We start from the raw sequence: 16,446 nt of genomic DNA on the forward strand, positions 1-16,446 counted from the left end.
CGTCGCGACAACGCGATATCCGCCGTGGGCCGGTATCGGTAATCGCCGCTGCGACGCCGCAGCGCGCCCTAGTACGCGCTACGCTGGCTTCTTGACCGAGAGGTCTCGCGGTGCATCCACCCGTTGCGTGAGGTTCCAACCTCGTTCCAGTGCTTCAAAGGCCTCTGGTCCCACCCATGCATAGTCCACGCGTCGGAAGTGCTTCTTCACTGCCGTCGTAGCGCGGCGGTATAACGCTTTCGATTGCTGAGTGAGTGCCATTGTCGCGAATCGGCCGTAGATAACGACCTCTCCATCGAATGCGCCCGACGGCGAAAAACTGATGCCGGTTGGATTGACGCCCTCAAAAACGCCATAACGCTCGAAGTCGGGGAACACTTTGTGTTCGAATCCGACCGTCTCGGCAGCATCCAGCACCAAATACGACGCACCCGCGAGCCAATCGGGCGCCGAAGCCCGCCCCAAGTCAGGAATCTCACGATAGCTTCTGTAAACAGTGAAGTCGAGCGAGGGGCCGAAACCGTTCTGCACATATTTCACGGGCTCGCCAGCCCTGTGCTCAAGGGCCTCGAGCACAGGGTGTAGATCGCGACCCATTGCATAAAAATGAAGTTGGCTCATCGCTTGGGGACCAAAATTAGGACATCACTCGGTGCCGCTTGCCGAATCGCGTCGGCGGCTGCTGCCTCACCCCTCGTCGGAGTAACCCCGTCAGCGTAGGTCGAGACGGTCTGTACGCGCAAGCGTACTGGGCTAGCTCCTGGCTGATTGTATTGCAAGGTCATGTCCGCGTAGCGTCCGCCGTTTGCCGTCGGAATATATTCTTCAGGCCCGTAACCCGCGCCAGCAACCGGTGTGAACCCAAGCCCCTCCAGTTCCAATCGCAAGTCAACATTCTGCGCCCGGGTTGCCGCCCCACCCCAACGCCCACCACTGCCGTTCAAGTAGCGCTGCTGATACTCGAAGCGACGCTGCGCGTCGCTTTCGCCTGGCTTGTTTTCGCGGAACTCCGGCTCACGGCCGCACTCGCCGTTGCGCATCTCGTAGTCGAAATTAGCGCGAGCCAGGGACATGCCGGCCAAGTTCGGTCCCTGACGCGGGGCCAAGAATTCCATGAACCGTTCGCGCTCCAACTCGTCTTCGTCGCGCGCCTCTTCTTCCAGACCTGATGGGTCAACCGCGTGACTGGGGTTGCCGCCCACGTAGGCGTAGGTCGAGGCACCCGCGCGGAGACCCGCAGGGTCACTCTGAAGGTATCGACCGGTCGCCGGGTCATAAGCGCGGTGCCCGTTGTGCACCAACTGGCTTTCGGTATCGAAATATTGGCCCGGGAAGCGCAGATTGAACCGAAGCGTGCCCGTAGGCGCCGCTTCCCCGAAGGGGTTGGCCTTGACCGGCCACGCCCACTGCACAGCGCCAGCTGCGTTGGTCAGGGCCCTCGGCGTGTCGTGGGCATCTGCATGCACATACCACACCGCTCCATCATCCACCGCGCCGACTGGCGTGGTGCCCAGCCAGATGTAGTCCCGGCGCGTGGCGCCCAACTCGGCGAGCAAGCGACCTTCGGCTGCGTAGGCAAACCGGGTGGTGGCCGAACCGACTGACTTTGCGACGCGCTGGTCCAGCGCGTTGTAAACGTAGGTCGCCACAGTGCCGCCACCCTGCTGCACCACCGTCATTTGGCCACGGCTGTTGTACCCGTAGCCCCAGGCCGTGCCAGCACTGGCGTTGCCAGTCGTCGACCCATTGGCATCGTAAGTGCGTGACCCGGTGCCGATGCTGGTCAGCCAATGGCTGTTGGCCTGATAGCCGTATGCACCCGTTGCCAGCCCAGGCGCTGCTTTGGTCAGCCTGTCGCCGGTGCGGTTGTAGGTGTAGGCCTCAAGCGCCTTGCCGGTGGCATCGTTCACCGAGGTGAGACGATACAGCGGGTCATAGGTGTAGGTTTCCGTTGCCGGGTTGGCACCGGCCACGTCGCCCAGCGCAGTCACATCGCCCGAGGCATTTCGTGCCCAATGGATGGAGAGCACGGGGCTGGTGACATCGCTTGCTTGGTAGTTCGCATCGTAACTGCGGCCGACCACCTGGCCGCTGCCCAAGGTATAGGCAGTCAGAGGCCCAAATGGCATGTAGCTGGCGCCGTTGACGACGACCGTCGCCGCGCCCTTTGCCGGGGTCACCGTCACCTTGATGGCCTGGCCGGCGGCATCGCGGGCGTACTCGGTTACCAAGCCGGTCGGACTGGCGACCGCCGCCACGCGCCCGGCCTTGGTGTAAACGTAATCCGTGATGTCGGTGACCGTTCCTTGCGTTTGCCGCTGCTCGGTCAAGCGACCTTGGTTGTCGTAGCAATACACCGTCGTGACGGCTGCTTCCACCAGGCGCGTCAGACGACCTACCGAGAACGAGTTGACACAGCCCGTGGCGCTGTTGGCCTCGTCATAATGCAACGCCACATTCAGTTGCGCGTCGGCGTAGACCGCGGAGGTTTTGCGCCCTAGCGCGTCAAACCCCTGAGTGACGACGGTGCCCTTGGCATCCGCGTGGGTCAGAGGATTGCCCGCGGCATCGAAGGTTCCGGTTTGCGTGCCGGAATCGGGACTGGTCACGCCCATCGCATTCTGTAGCCCGTCGAACGCGTATGTCGTCGTGAGGCCATTGGGGTCAGCCACGGACTTGAGCTGGTCGAGCGCGTCGAACGTGAACATCGTCGACGTGGCTTTTGTGGTTGCATCTGCGCCGTTTGCGTTGGCAACGCTGGTCACCAAGCGGTTCAGTGCGTCGTAGGTGTCGTTGCGAGCAATACCCAACCCGTCCTTCGCCGCGACCAAGTTGCCGTTCGCGTCGTAGCTACCGCTTGCGGCGGCATCGAACACCACATGACCGAGCCCATCGGTCACGCTGAGCAGCTGGCCGCGCGTGTTGTATTTGCGAGATACGCTGCGCCGGGACACGCCCTTGGGATCGAAGGTTTCTACCCTCGTACGATTGCCCGAGGCATCGAGCGTGTAGTGGATGTGCTCACCCAGTCCATTGGCCATATCAACCAGACGGTGCGCGTCGTCGTAGCTGTAAGTCACCGCCACCCCATCGGAATCGGTCATTGACTTAAGTGCGCCAGTGGCGTCGTAGGTCAAGGTGGTCGTGGCATCGCTGGCCGAGGGCGACCCGCTCGCATTGGCGCGCACGGTGCGGCTAGCCAGCCAACCCCGCGACGTATAGGTCACATCGGTGAGAACGCTGTTGGCATCCCGAGTTCGGGTGAGTCGGCCATTTCGGTCGTAAGCAAGCGCTGTCGTGACCTGACCCAGGGCATTCGTCACCTGATATGGGTCGCCCGACCGATGACATGCCTCACCAACGGTGCCGCAACCGCTTTCATCGGTCGTGAGGTAGTAGCTGTATTGCGTGCGGTCGATGACATCCGTGCGCGGGCCGTCCATGCTGAGCAACAGGCCCACCTGCGGGCACTGCGTACTGTCCACTGCGTCACAGTAGGTGTAGGTCGTCTGCCGAATGCCGGACGGCGCATTCGCCTGGCTGCCGCAGGCGTAGGCTGCCGTGACGGCCGGGTCCACCGCACAGTCGGCCGTGACTTGACCCCGAGCGTTATATGCCCACGCCGACTTGGCCACGACCGCGCCACTGGCATCGGCGACCGTTTTGGTCAACGGCTGGCGATGCGCCACGTCCCAAGTGGTCGTGGTCGTGCGCTGCGTCTTGGTCCCTGAGGCTTCAATGGTCTGGAGCAGTAAGCCGTTCGCATCATAGGTCGTCTTGGTGACCGCGCCTCGGAAATCAGTGTAACTTGCGGGGTAGCCCCGCGTGTCGTAGGTCTGGTTCTGCCAAGGCTGATTGCATTGCGTCCCGCACAAAGCATCCGCACCAGAAGGCTTGATGAGCGCTGAGCCATCGTCCGCGAAATAAAGCGTGACCTGCAGACCCAATGGGGTCGTGATGATCGCAGGCGTGCCGCCATTTTGATTGAAGTTGTAGTAGGAGATCGAGGTTTTGTCCGCCCCGCCGGCGAACTCAGACGCCAAAGCCCTGTTCGTCGCATTGAAGGTCGTGGTCTCAAAGCGAACCCCCTTCTCATCGATGACGCCGGTCAGCGCACCGGGGTATTTCGTCCCGGACGGGCTGTAGGCGACCTCGGCATAAACATATTGGCGGCTGGTCCCGTCAGGAAAGGTCACCTTATTCAGCACGCCCGAGGTCGCGTAGCTGTAGGTCACCGTATCGCCCGCGGGATTGACCAGCGCGCTCAGTCTGCTCGAAGCGTCGTACCGGAGCCCCAGCGAGCGACCCTGCGGGTCGGTCACTGCGATCAACAGGCCCGCTGCAGGTGCCGTCGTCGCTGGCGTCGTCGCATCACTGTAGGTGAGCGTGACCGTTCGCCCGCTATCGTCCGAGATACTCAGCAGTTTCCCATTGGGGTCGTAATGCTCGTTTTCATTCGTCGCCGCGACCCGGAGCACAAATCCCGAGAACTTGAGGCTCACCGGATCAACCGTCGCGGTCAGCGTCTCCGCGGCGTCTTTATCGGCCGTCCACGCGCCAGCATTTCCCGTGAAGCGCACGGTCATGCCATCGGGGCGGACGGCGTAGATCAATCCACCGCTCGTGCCGTTGTTGTTGGGCATGATGGTCAAGGATCGGTCGAACGAATGGCGCCACTTCAGCCCTAGGTTCGCCTTTGACACATAGGTGGACGAATTATAGAAGCGACGAAATGTGAGCCATGCAGACCCGGAGAAATCGGTGTCCTGTCGATAGGCATTGCCGTTGACCGCATTGATGGGATCGGCGACTAAGCTCGTCCCGACATCTGCCGTGTCGTCTTTGGTACGACCGTCGGCGCTACTACCCCGAGGCCCATTGGTATCCTGTTGTTGCCCCTCGCCGCCCGTGCACAGGGTCCGGCAGCCCCCCACGTTCTTCGGAGTAAAGCCGATGCCCGTCACGTCACTGGCTAGGATGGCAACACCGGTGTCACCATGCGTACTGATTTTAACGTAGGCCGCTTGATATCCATTGCCATACGTCACCGAGTAGGTGTAGGTGCCACACGTATGCGTGGAGCAAAACGCCTCCTCGTCCGCGATATAGTCTTGGACGGCTTCGCTGACGCTTGGAATACCGTCTCGCACACCCACGGGTGAGCTGTAGCTGTAAGGTGGCCCGTAGGACGTATCAGCGTAGGCGGTCGGGACAAACACGGCCCAAAAGAATGCGCCGAACGTGACGAGTGCCAAGCGGCGAGGAAGGCCGGTGCGGAGCAGCGAATTCATGCCGAGGTGCCTTCTGAGGATTCGCGAAAGAATACGGGCCGCCCGCTGTAGGCGTGTGCCGATAATGGCGTAGGCATTCCCCTACAAAATCGCAGCTTCTTGCGATTGACGATGCCGCATAACGAGGTCGGTCATACCGGTAGCCGCTCGCCTGAGTCGCGTGCTCCGACACTCAGTCTCAGGAGCCTCTTTTCATACACACGTACCTGTGGCGCGACCATCCGCGCGTCACCGGGTGGACACGCACCGCATTCATGATCCCCTGGACCTCAGAAAAACTGGTTGAAACCCTTCCGGTCATGGCAGCGCGACGGGGGCACACGATTCACCCGGCGATCTCTTAAGGGGTATAGGCGCCAAGGCCCGAGCTAGCGAGAAAGACTCCGATGCGCTGTCACGGCGGCGCCGCCCTCGGTGATATCAACTCCCAACAAGCTCACCAGCGCCTCGGGGTGAGCATGAGCGAGCCATCCCAGCACCTGGACACGGGGGAGGACTACGGCCATCACACAAGCAGGTGGAGTACCGATCGCCCCCCCTTCCCCTTTTGCCGCCGCCAACAATGCCGGAGGCTCGTCGAGCAGTCCTCGATGCGCGCCCATGAGGCTTCGAAATGCCGGGTCTCGCGCAGTGCCAAGAAGACTTTAGAAGCCGCCGCACTGCTGCCACGCGCACTCTGCGGTGCCCGACAGCTCCGCCGCGAAGCGGAATGCGTCAGCGCTGCGTCGGCGTTTTGGCCGAGGCCCATGGCAGCCGACGACTCGTCGTTCCCGGTCCGCCGCCGGATAAATGTGTAGTCGCCGGTTGGTGCTGCGTAGCCAACGTCCGACCGCATTTAAGCGTCTCGACACAGGCTCTGGGCGGCCAAGGCGTTGAGGTGCGCCACCACAGTTCTTCGCGACACAAAGCGGTTGATGTAGCACCGACTGAGTTGGTTTGCTACCAGATGATCACGATGGCTGCCGGAGGCACATCGCTGCAGCCGATGACCGGACGCGCGTGCATACGAAATCCATAAATTCCATTTCATCGTTGATCTCCTTGTCGAAGTTTAACCCTGTACCCACGGTGCAGCCTGTCAAGGGCCTTCACAGCGACCAGCTCGCTCCACCCTGCTGTCAACGGAAGTAGCTGGTCCAAAGAAAGATCATGTGCAGACGGCTGGCACACGGTCAGCGAGGCAGGTCGAGAAATGGCAGGCATGCTAAGTCGTCTCCGTCGAGAGCTTGCCGATCAGGATCGCGCAGCTGCCCGCCCTCGCATAAGATGGCATACCCCGACGATGCCTAAGTACCCTGATCCATGACTATCCCTCAGCGCCTCGCCAATCCCGAACATTTAGTCGAGCGAGTTCGTGTTGCAGCCCGAGCGCTCGCGGCGGTTGGGGTCAGTGCCGTAGGAGCTGGCATCCTTTTGATGGTGTGCGGCGCCACCTACTACCAGAGTTTGCTCGAGGGGATCCACGCCCACTGGGCCACTGAGAGCGTCGGCTATGCAGCCATGGTTTTCGCCGGCGCCCACACTTTGCAGCTGCTCCTCATGACCATGGTCATGACCTACGCGATGGCTGTAGGAGGCGTTCTCTCCTGGCGCTCGATCTGGTACGGCATCGCCGCCAGCGGACTGATGCTGGCCCTTTACTTCGTGCTGCCCTTGGCATGGCCTGCCGTAAAAATCGGGAAGGCCGCCTTCTGGGTGTCATTGGCAGCCACCGTTTCAGTCGCCTATCTGATTGCATTGGCTTCGACGGCTCTCATTGCTCGTCAGACCCAATCCGTGACCGAGAGCAACGCGATGCTCATGGTGACTGTCCTTGTACTGTTGGTCCCAACTGTGTTCTTGCCCGCCTACCTAGGCACGGCAGACGCTAAAGACATTCTGTCGGGGGCGGAACGGGCCCGCCACCCCGATGTATGCCTAAAGGGCGATACGCACCGCCATTGGCGCCTGGCGCACACCTTGGGCGACAACTTTCTCCTGATGGCCACCGAGCGCCGAACATTTCGCTTTCGTATAGCAGTTCAGGCAGATATCGAGTCGCTGCTGGTTTCGGTCCCGGAGCAGCCGCCGGAAGGCGGCCCACCGGCGCTGCCATGCGGGACTTAACCGGAGCGGTGTTCCTCGGCCAGCTTAAGCCGATGAGCCCGTTAGCTTGGGCACGTTGACAATGCCCAAAGATCCGCGAGGATGCAGCTGGAGGAATTTGCCATGTCTGACTCGCTCGCAGGATTTCTAATTGGGGTACCGCTAGGGCTACTACTGGTCTGGTGCCTGGACCGTTGGTTCAGGTTTTTGGACCGAGCGTCTGATCTTGATGGCCAGGCAGAGACGCCGCCTCCTCCCAATCCATATCGATCCTAACCACTTCGTCCGAACAGGCTTGGGTGCCGGCTGGTTGAAGTTCGCAATCGCGGAACTTGCTACTAGGTTGGCGCCGATCCCAGAGATCAGAACGAAAAAGGTGCGAATCATTTCCGCGTTGTGCTGAGCATGCAACCCACTGATCCGCCAATCGTCATCGTGACTAAAGACCAGCGACAGCAGTCCCACAACGATCAAGATAAGACCCCACCGCAGCAGCGAAACATCTTCGCGAGCCTGACTAACCCGGGCAAGCGCGGCACCCAGCATGACGATATCGATCCAAAAAAACGTATAGAGAAGGGTCACAATCAACGTCCTGCGCGAAGGGTTGCAATTGCCACGAGACAGTGGCCTCCAAACGCAATGGAGTAAGCAACGGCGAGTTCTAGTCCCCTCTTTCCGACTTATTCATGGCGCCGTAGAGTGTATCGACGCTTCGTCATCGAGCCGACGCGATTTGCCTCCGACCATTCACTGTTGCCTTTTTTGCCCATCGAATGAGAGGCATTCTCTGCAGGAAAGTCACCACATCCTCCGGCCTAGACTGACTGACGACTATGCATTTTTAGGCCAACGAAGCCTTGGCTTTCGCGGGATACCGGGCAGGCAAAGACGACATTTACCCCTCTTGTAACGACGACCGTTGAAAACCTTGACTCCAATCCAGCGCGTCTAATGACAACCGATGGTCCCTCTTCGCACCTCCACGATGACTTCGCGCATTTTCAAAGAAGTCAGTCGAGACGAAGTTGCCAACGGGATAAAGGAAGCTCCGCGCCGCAAACGCTGCACTTTTGAACGCAAAATCCCGTCGAGCTTCCACTTGTTCACGCGGTCGTAGCGCGAAGTTCTTGCCGAAAAGCGCTATTCAGCGGATGGGCTTGTGGCCGATCTCCTTGAACCCCCTCAAGGAAGACGCTCGTGTCTCGAGCCGCCAGTCGCTTCGACGAAACCACAACCGCCATCGACGAGCTGCTGCGCGTGAGCCCGGTTGCCGACCCGCAAACGGTGGCTAACGGAGCCAGAGCGGCAAAGAGTCGGGCCCTTAAGGCGATTGGCGTGCAAGCGCAGGTGGACTGCATGCTCAGCGCCGAAGCCACCAAGGCGCTGTTTTCCGCCCTCGATCCCAATCGCTTCGTCTCGCGCGAGGTGGTCGCGGCGTATTGCGATTGCTCAACCCTTACACTCGAGCGCCGGCTCAAAGCCAAGCACAACCGTGTAAAGGACGGAGAGGTGCAGTCTTGGAAGAAAGCGTTGCAGGACCCTCCGCCGCAATGCGACGCTCGCGGCTACTTCCGCTGGCGCTTCGTCAAAGCCTTCGCCAAAGCCTGGGACGCCGAGCGCAAACGCGTTGCACCGGTGTACACAAGCAAGAAGAAGCTGGCGGTGCAGTTGATGGCACTGCTGAAGGCCCACTTTCGCTTCCTCAAGCATCGCGATGGGCGTATCGAAGCGGCGTGGGGACAGGGCGGCATTACCGTGGTGAGGCTCATTGAGATCCTGCATGCCGGCGGCCGCCTTGTCGCACTGACGGCGCCGGAAGCCTTGGCGCACCCCTGGGCCAACCCGGCTGCTCGAGCACCTTGGGAACGCGCGGTTGCCGGCGCTCTGGCGGACATGGAGCGCGTGATCGCGCAAGGACGCGCTCAGACGAGCGCCATAGGCATCGATGCGGCTGTGGGCTCAACCCGACCGGCACCCCCGCCCCGTCGCCTCTAGAGCGTCCCCCGTTCTGCTCTACAACTTCGGGATCACCCGGCCAAAATCGGCCTGTGTGATCCCTTTAGCTTGGCCTCACCCCAACGAGGACAAGCCCATGCCTTCCATCGCTCGCAAGCACACCGCAGCCTTCCAGCACGACCGCACGACCGGTAGCGACACCTGGCTCACCCCCAAGTCGCTCATCGACGCGTTTGACATGCCCAACCTCGCGGATGTCGACCCGTGCTCACCGCCCGTGCGTCCCTGGCCCACCGCCAAGCGGCACATCACGAAGGCCGAGGACGGCCTGGCGCACGTGTGGGATTCCAAGCATTTCTACTTCGTGAATCCCCCTTACGGCACCGCTTGCGCCGAATGGCTGCGCCGGGCGGCGGATCACGGCAACGGGTTGACTCTCGTATTCGCTCGCACCGAGACTCGGATGTTCCACGAGTGCGTCTGGCGCCATCCTCACACCACCGCCGTCTTGTTCTTCGAGGGCAGACTGCGCTTCGCGACCATTGAGGGTCAGGAGGCCGGCTCGGCAGGCGCACCCTCCGTTTTGGTGGCCTATGGTCTGAAGGCCCGGGACGCACTGCTCACCGTGGTGGGCACTGGAGGGGTGCGCGGGCGCATTGTGCTGCTGGACGACGCCCAGCAGCGCGTCTATCGGCTCGGATGCGCCGACCCCGTTGCGCCGGTCGCTCGACGGCGACTGCCTTCGTCCACGGGGAAGCAGCCCCGGCCCCTTCCGGCAAGCAACCGAGCGCTGCGAAAGCGACCCTCTTAGCCCTCTTGACCGCCGCGGCACATGGGGTATGGGTACAAGGCTGACCGGTCAATCGAGCTAGAAGACCGGTCAGTGCCTGGCACGATGCCCGGCCCACTGTGACGTGCGACACATCCATCGACGCTTCTTCGGATGCTTGCCTTCCGACGAGGCATGGCTTTGGCCGCGGGATTGCGGCTTTTCAATCAAAAGGAACTTGTTCTGATGGCTCGCCCAATGCATAAACAACTCGAAACCCTGCGTCTGCTGCTGCAGACCAAACTCTCTGCGCGCGAAATCGCATCCGCCGTCGGCTTATCCAAGACTACGGTCGGACGGTATCGCGATCTCCTGGCCTATAAACGACTGAGCTGGGACGACGTCAAAGAATGGTCTCCGGCGCAGATCGACAAGAATCTCAACAAGGCGCGTCGCGGCAACAGGGTCCGCGACCCCTTGGATGTGGCGGCGCTGCATAGCGAGCTGGCAGCAACAGGCCTGACGCTCCAGGACTGGCACGAAGACTATCTCCGCGCGATGCGCCCGGGCACGGCCTATTCGTATTCCAGCGTGCATCGCAAGCTGCACGCCTACCGAAAGACCCTTCCGGCCTTCATGCACATGGAGCACCGGCCGGGCGAGCAAGTCCTTGTCGACTTCTCGGGGTTGCAGGCGTCTTACTTGGATGTCACCACCCGCAAGCGCGTGCCGGTGACGATCTTTGTCGGCGTTCTGGGAGGCAGTTCCTACACTTTTGTTGATGCGATCGCGTCACAAAGCGTGCCCGAGGTGATGGCGGCCCACGCACGCATGTTCGACTTCTTCGGAGGCGTGCCGCACATGGTCGTGCCGGACAATGCCAAGTCATTCATGTGCAAACCGGGCCCGAGTGGCACCCCGCAGCGCGACTATGCGGACTTGGCTCGGCACTATGGCGTCACGATTGCCGCGACGCGGGTCTACCATCCCAAGGATAAGGCCAAGGTCGAGGCGGGCGTCAAGTGCGTCCAGCGGCGTGTGTTGCGGCGCCTCAATACCGTGACGCTCTACTCGCTGCAAGAAGTTCGAGACCGAATCATCGCCCTGTTGCCTCGCCTCAACGCCGCGCCGATGGGCAACCGAGAGCCCAGCCGGACCGATCGCTTCAACAGCTTCGAACGCCGAACGCTGCGCCCCCTACCCGCGTTGCCGTATGAATACGCCGAGGTCAAGACCGGACTGAAGGTCGATGGCGGCTATCACATCCTGGTCGAACACCACCGCTACTCGGTGCCGCATGCGTTGACAGGTCAACGCGTGGACGTACGCCTGACGGCGGGCTGCGTGGAGGTGTTTCACGAGCAAAAGCTCGTGGCCAAACATGCGCGCAGCGGCGTGATTGGCGGACTCACGACGGAGCCTTCTCACCAGATCCCTGCTCATCGGGCCCAAGCGGATCGCAATCCGGAGGCGCTCAAGGCATGGGCGGCCACGCAAGGCGCCACCATCGGGCGCTTTGTCCATCGATTGTTCGAGCAAGACCGTCCCTACATGGGACTGCGCCCAGCTGACCAGGTGAAAACCTTGGTCGCGCGTTACGGCGCAACGGCTGTCGAGCGTGCGCTGAAAGACTTTCTGTCACCGGACCAAGCGAACGTGACGGCGCTGAAACGGAAGCTGTCGATCCAGGCCAAGGAAGGTGCCACCCCACGCCGACCCGCGCGATCAACGAACGCGCTGGGCTCCGGCTCCTTCACTTCTGCCATGGGACGCCCCGATGAACACCCCGATCCGTTCGAATGATCTTGCCAGCGACCTGCGGGTCGCTCGGCTTCCCCACTTCGCTCACGCATGGGAGGCCTGGACGGCTGACCCGAAACACGCCAAGCAGGGGCCGGAATCCTGCCTGCGCTTCTTGCTCGACGCTCATTTGCAGGCGCGCGACCAAACGAAGCTCGAGGCGTTTTTTCGCCAGGCCGGCTTGCCGTCTCATTTTGCGTTGACCACCTTCGTCCATAGCCTGCGCGTCGGGGTCGACGACCTTTGCATGGCCCATCTCCGCGCAATGAGTTGGGCCAGGGCGGGCCAGACCGTCGTCATCACGGGGCCCACGCTGTCGGGAAAGACCCATCTGGCGGCTGCCATGGGGCGGGAAGCGATTGCGCATGGCTTGCGCACGACCATGGTGCAGGCGCCTGCCATGCTCGAGCGCTTGTTGGACCCGGACCTGAGCACGGTGGAGCGCAAGCGACACTTCAAGCAGCTCAGTCGAGCTGAGTTGCTCATCATCGATGACTTCGCCACCGAGCCGGCGGGTGACGAAGAGACGGTCCAGTTCCGGCGCTTGCTCGATGAGCGCACCCGCAGGGGCTTGCCGCTCGTCGTCACCTCCATCCATTCCCCCGAGGAGTGGGACCAGGCGTTCGCGGAGGTCGCGACCCGCGAAGGGATTTACGCTCGGGTGCTCGGCGGGGCGTGTCACCGAATCGCGTTGCGTCGCCGCCATCGTCCTGCCGTCAGTGACCATATCAGTCGTGTGACGGATCCGCAGCAAAGGCCGAAGAAAGCGAAGAAGTCGGTCTGATGGCCGCGGTCGGCGTCAGGCCTCGCTTCGGCGGAGCCTTTCTTTTGCGTGATACGCGCCATTCCCACTCATCTGACCGGTCAAGCTCCCTATAAAATGCATGGGCGGTCACCGTGCAAAACCCCGCGCTGGCGCGGTCGCAAAGGCATGGCTCAGGCCATGCCGATGGAGAACGCTGACCGGCATGAATGAGCACGTCCATATTTATATGGGAAAGCAACCCCAGCGCCGTCGGTGCGACGATCGTTCTAGATCAATCACTTAAGACCGCATGGCCAGCTTGTTTGGGATCCAGAGGCCAAGTAAGAAGGAATGAACAGTTGTACGTGCTCACAGCGCTTGTCCGGCGATCTCCAACCAAGTCACCGGATAACTCAACAGGCTGTCCGATGGGGGGCCTCCGGCTCCTGCGAGTCAGGCTCACACGTCACGCTCGCGTGGGTTACCGGTGGAATGCGGTCATTTGCGAACCGGCTTTTGCGGCGGGGGCTGGACCGGCTTAGGAGACGGCGGCTGACGCGCCATGCGCACGGGCGGTGCGCTGTCGCCAACCACGGCACGCACCGCTTTCGGTGCACCGGAACTGTCGCGCTGCTTAGTCATGCTGGGTTCCTCATGCGATTCGGCGCATCCAGCGCGAGAGCCATCCCTCAGGCTCGAGCATATCTGTGTGTCCAAAGGTCCGGTAGGTGTCGTTGAGGGCGACGCAACGCAGGGACTCCAGTTCCAGCGGCGCATCTGCGGCGATCTCTGCCCTCGCTCGATCTGCCTCCGCGACCGTCGTGCGTGGACTGATGAGCAATGCGTTGTAAGCCTTGCGTTGCCCCTCATGCGCCCGCGCGATGCCACCGAAATCCCACACCAAGTTCGCCAACCCGAGCAAGGTAACGATCAGTCCGAGAACGAACGACAACACCGGAGACTCAGACTTTAATAAGCCTACGACCGCGGTTCCCGAAAGCACTGCGAGGAATGAGCCAATTTTACGAACTCGCTCAAAGAGGCGGCGATGCAAGTAATGGAGCCGGATCGAATATTCGAGGTTGAGACCAACCTCGTAAAGCGTGCGCTCCAGTGCCGTCGGAATCTCGTAGCTTTCGCTCATCGCTTCGGCGGCGGAGGGGGCGGCGAAGAGGGCATCCGGGACGGTGGATTGCCCCGCACGTGACTCGGCTCGGGCGATCGGGTGGGCGGAGTTGGAATACGTGTGGCCAAGATGCACTCCCTGTCGATCTCCAAGGCGTCCCCTTGGACTGCCTTAGGTATCGAACGGTTATACGCCGATTCGTAGCGAGTGGAAGCCATGAGTAATGAGTTCCGACCCTACTCCCACGTCAGTGGGGGGTGAGCACAGTCTCACGCCCGTGGCTCTCATCGTTTGAGACTCTATCCCACCCTCTCAAACTTGCCTGCCCGCCCTCGTCACGTCTTAGCTACCGCGTCCGGATGTGCGGTCAGTGCATGCAAGCGCCTCGCTAGAAGGCGAGGCGCTTGCAGTCGACACATGGAGTCGCTCAGCGCTTCGGCGGTCGGAACGCGTGCTTAGCACCCTGGTTGGTCTTGCGTTCTCCAGCTTCAGCGGCATCAGCCAGCTTCTGCAGCGACACGGTCGGTTCGCTCCTGGCAGTGAGAAGTTTCAGCCATGGCAATTCATCCTCGGCTGCCACACCCAAAAGGTCATTCGTCGCTTCCGCGTCCCGCGCGTGAAGCTCTGTTAGGCTCAGCTTGAGCAAGCGGCGCTCATTGAGGCCGCGTAATCGCCAGGGCTGTGAGCGTCTGGAGATGCCGTGCAACTGTTCGTCGATGCTTTGCGACAACCGGTATTTGTCCGCCAATTCTTCCTCAAGCGTGCGAATCTTGGCTAAGCGTCCCCGGTGCGCCGCCGACATCCGCGGCGTATACGGTTTGCGCGCCATTGCGTGCTCCTGCCGCAGATCGGCCAGCGCCCCGCGCTGCTGGTCCGCTACCCACTCGTTGTCGTGCTTGGCCGTCGCGAACCGCTTGTAGTCCGCATCGAGGTGAAGGAGTGCGCGCATGACAAACATCAGCCCGGCCAGCGCTCGTCCGATGGCTTGGACGATGACCAGCACGGCGGTGTCCATAGGCACGCCGGCGGCTTTCGTGCGCGCCGCGTAGGCCTCACCGAAGCGATCGGCCAACGACGGGACGGCGCGGGGCACCTCCCAGGCCGCAGGCGACTCGGCGATCATTGCACGGGTCAGCCTCGGGGCGCGGAGCGTGACCGGCGGGGCCTTGGCGGGTGCCACTGGCGGCGTGGTCGGAGCGCCCGGGGGGCGGGCCAGCGCAGCGCTCGCTGGGGTCGTATGCACCTGTCCCGGCGTAAGGCTCGGAGCGATTGGAGCAGCAGCCCGTGCATTCACAGGGCTCGCATTGAATGGCATCGGCTCACCGCCTTCCGTGACCGCCTGGTCCTTCGGGTCAGCTCCATGTCTGGCGGCGCGGTGTGCGCGCAGCGCATCGCCAAGCCGCGTGGTTTGGCCGGAGCGCTCGAGCGCGGTGGCTGCCTGCCCCAACTGCGGCTCCGGTGCGCGGGCGATGCCAAGCCGCTTGTAGCTCCGATGATCGACCCGCACGCTGAGCCCGCTGGAGGACGCGATGAGATTGCTCAGTTCCGCCCATTTGCTATTGAGGAGTTCGATGGCCGCTGCGCCCGACTCTTGGTCCCGGAATTCGGCGATCTTTCTGCCGAATGCAGGCGCGCCTTCAATGGACCCAGTTTTGACGGGGCGAGTGGGGAAATACAGGTGAGCATGCAGGCCACGCATGCCCTCAGGTTTTGGCTTTCCGAATGCATCGTGCTTCGCATCCCGATGCAATGCGAACGACACAGCAGTTCCAAACTCCTCCGCGATGAACCGGGCAAGGGCCTCGGCGAGATCAATACCCTGTTCGTCGGTGAAACCCAAGGGCACAGGGACGCGGTAGTCCCGGGCCACCTGTCCGTCGCGTCGACGTTCCGCGCTCTCCGCCGCATTCCACAGCGCTGCTGGGTCCGTCGCCCACTGCGGCGCATCGGACGGCGCGACGGTCAATGCATGCACCACTGCGCGGCTCAGTGCCCGTTTTCTATAGTCGTGCCAAGTTTTGGTTCGCTCGTCGTAAAGCTTCAGACCCAGTCGATACGCGCACCCGGCAACCGCCGAGTGATTCTTCGACCGAGTATGCACAGTCAAATGGGGGCGAGCGCTAAAATGTTGATTCATGACATTCCTTGTCTAAACAGCCATAGGCGCCGGTCGTCCTGACCGACTTCTCTTACTCCGTGAGAGGCGCCTCCGGTCTTCCTCAGCGCCGCCCCCTGCCCTGCATTCAAGCGTGTAATTCACAATCGTCAAGCGATCTGTGATGCCGATTCTGCGTATTGCCAACTTGGTCAAGTTTGTCGAGCAATCTTTGCTCATTCGCAATTTTTCGCGCACGCGGGTCGTTTCGTCCCGACAGACAGTCGCCCGATGGGCGGCTTGGCGCGTTGCAAGATCCCAGCTCAACGCATATGCATCGCTTTGCGCTCGACGCGTTATTCCAACGGAATAAATAGACGCGCGTTTCGCTCGTTGCCGAAAAATACCGCAAGGATGACCTTTCAACTTTGTGGCAAGGTCCCGCGCAAATCCCACGCGAAAGGCCTCCGATTGAAACGTGATCGCTTGACGGTCCGACGGCTCAGCTGGTCCGATGGTCGGCGTCAGTTGGCTCGGGTTGACAAAGCCGCGACTGGCTTTAGCGTGACCACATCA

General features: G+C 61.7%; 10 protein-coding genes. 5 read left to right on the forward strand and 5 right to left on the reverse strand.

Annotated features, from left to right (window positions below; all coding sequences use genetic code 11):
- Positions 1 to 78: 78 nt before the first annotated feature.
- On the reverse strand, positions 79 to 621 hold the full coding sequence (locus ACVKN3_RS08370; protein ID WP_354514408.1) for a hypothetical protein: 543 nt from the start codon (positions 619 to 621) through the stop codon (positions 79 to 81).
- A complete protein-coding gene (locus tag ACVKN3_RS08375) occupies positions 618 to 5,291 on the reverse strand; it encodes an RHS repeat-associated core domain-containing protein (protein ID WP_354514406.1) in 4,674 nt (1,557 codons plus the stop codon). The genes ACVKN3_RS08370 and ACVKN3_RS08375 overlap by 4 nt, the downstream gene beginning before the upstream one ends.
- 1,302 nt (positions 5,292 to 6,593) lie before the next feature.
- Between ACVKN3_RS08375 and ACVKN3_RS08380 the strand changes: the two genes are divergently transcribed.
- Positions 6,594 to 7,397, forward strand: coding sequence for a hypothetical protein (locus ACVKN3_RS08380; protein ID WP_354514404.1), 804 nt, complete (start codon positions 6,594 to 6,596; stop codon positions 7,395 to 7,397).
- Positions 7,398 to 7,547: 150 nt separating this feature from the next.
- Here the strand turns inward: ACVKN3_RS08380 and ACVKN3_RS08385 are convergent, their stop codons facing one another.
- Complete coding sequence (locus ACVKN3_RS08385; RefSeq protein ID WP_354514402.1) at positions 7,548 to 7,961, reverse strand: hypothetical protein; 414 nt, start codon at positions 7,959 to 7,961, stop codon at positions 7,548 to 7,550.
- A gap of 615 nt (positions 7,962 to 8,576) precedes the next feature.
- On the opposite strand from ACVKN3_RS08385, the gene ACVKN3_RS08390 reads away from it, so the two are divergent.
- The 4 genes from ACVKN3_RS08390 (at position 8,577) to ACVKN3_RS08405 (ending at position 12,688) form a co-directional block, all read left to right on the forward strand.
- Positions 8,577 to 9,374, forward strand: coding sequence for a hypothetical protein (locus tag ACVKN3_RS08390; RefSeq protein WP_354514400.1), 798 nt, complete (start codon positions 8,577 to 8,579; stop codon positions 9,372 to 9,374).
- A 97-nt stretch (positions 9,375 to 9,471) separates the two neighbouring features.
- Entirely contained in the window at positions 9,472 to 10,146 is a 675-nt protein-coding gene (locus ACVKN3_RS08395; RefSeq protein ID WP_354514398.1) for a DNA N-6-adenine-methyltransferase, read from the forward strand.
- Positions 10,147 to 10,362: 216 nt separating this feature from the next.
- Positions 10,363 to 11,907, forward strand: a complete 1,545-nt coding sequence (gene istA / locus ACVKN3_RS08400; protein WP_354514396.1) for an IS21 family transposase — start codon at positions 10,363 to 10,365, stop codon at positions 11,905 to 11,907.
- Positions 11,882 to 12,688, forward strand: a complete 807-nt coding sequence (locus tag ACVKN3_RS08405) for an ATP-binding protein (RefSeq protein WP_354514394.1) — start codon at positions 11,882 to 11,884, stop codon at positions 12,686 to 12,688. The genes istA and ACVKN3_RS08405 overlap by 26 nt, the downstream gene beginning before the upstream one ends.
- 613 nt (positions 12,689 to 13,301) lie before the next feature.
- On the opposite strand, the gene ACVKN3_RS08410 is transcribed toward ACVKN3_RS08405, so the two are convergent.
- Both ACVKN3_RS08410 and ACVKN3_RS08415 read right to left on the reverse strand, forming a co-directional pair.
- On the reverse strand, positions 13,302 to 13,793 hold the full coding sequence (locus ACVKN3_RS08410; protein WP_354514392.1) for a hypothetical protein: 492 nt from the start codon (positions 13,791 to 13,793) through the stop codon (positions 13,302 to 13,304).
- Positions 13,794 to 14,202: 409 nt separating this feature from the next.
- Complete coding sequence (locus ACVKN3_RS08415; RefSeq protein WP_354514390.1) at positions 14,203 to 15,912, reverse strand: MobA/MobL family protein; 1,710 nt, start codon at positions 15,910 to 15,912, stop codon at positions 14,203 to 14,205.
- Positions 15,913 to 16,446 lie beyond the last annotated feature (534 nt).

Source organism: Luteibacter sp. PvP120, assembly GCF_054055715.1.

Coding starts and splice junctions, on each gene's coding strand:
- istA (WP_354514396.1), top strand. CDS start 10,363: ATGCATAAACAACTCGAAACCCTGCGTCTGCTGCTGCAGACCAAACTC.
- ACVKN3_RS08370 (WP_354514408.1), bottom strand. CDS start 621: ATGAGCCAACTTCATTTTTATGCAATGGGTCGCGATCTACACCCTGTG.
- ACVKN3_RS08380 (WP_354514404.1), top strand. CDS start 6,594: ATGACTATCCCTCAGCGCCTCGCCAATCCCGAACATTTAGTCGAGCGA.
- ACVKN3_RS08410 (WP_354514392.1), bottom strand. CDS start 13,793: ATGAGCGAAAGCTACGAGATTCCGACGGCACTGGAGCGCACGCTTTAC.
- ACVKN3_RS08375 (WP_354514406.1), bottom strand. CDS start 5,291: ATGAATTCGCTGCTCCGCACCGGCCTTCCTCGCCGCTTGGCACTCGTC.
- ACVKN3_RS08395 (WP_354514398.1), top strand. CDS start 9,472: ATGCCTTCCATCGCTCGCAAGCACACCGCAGCCTTCCAGCACGACCGC.
- ACVKN3_RS08405 (WP_354514394.1), top strand. CDS start 11,882: ATGAACACCCCGATCCGTTCGAATGATCTTGCCAGCGACCTGCGGGTC.
- ACVKN3_RS08415 (WP_354514390.1), bottom strand. CDS start 15,912: ATGAATCAACATTTTAGCGCTCGCCCCCATTTGACTGTGCATACTCGG.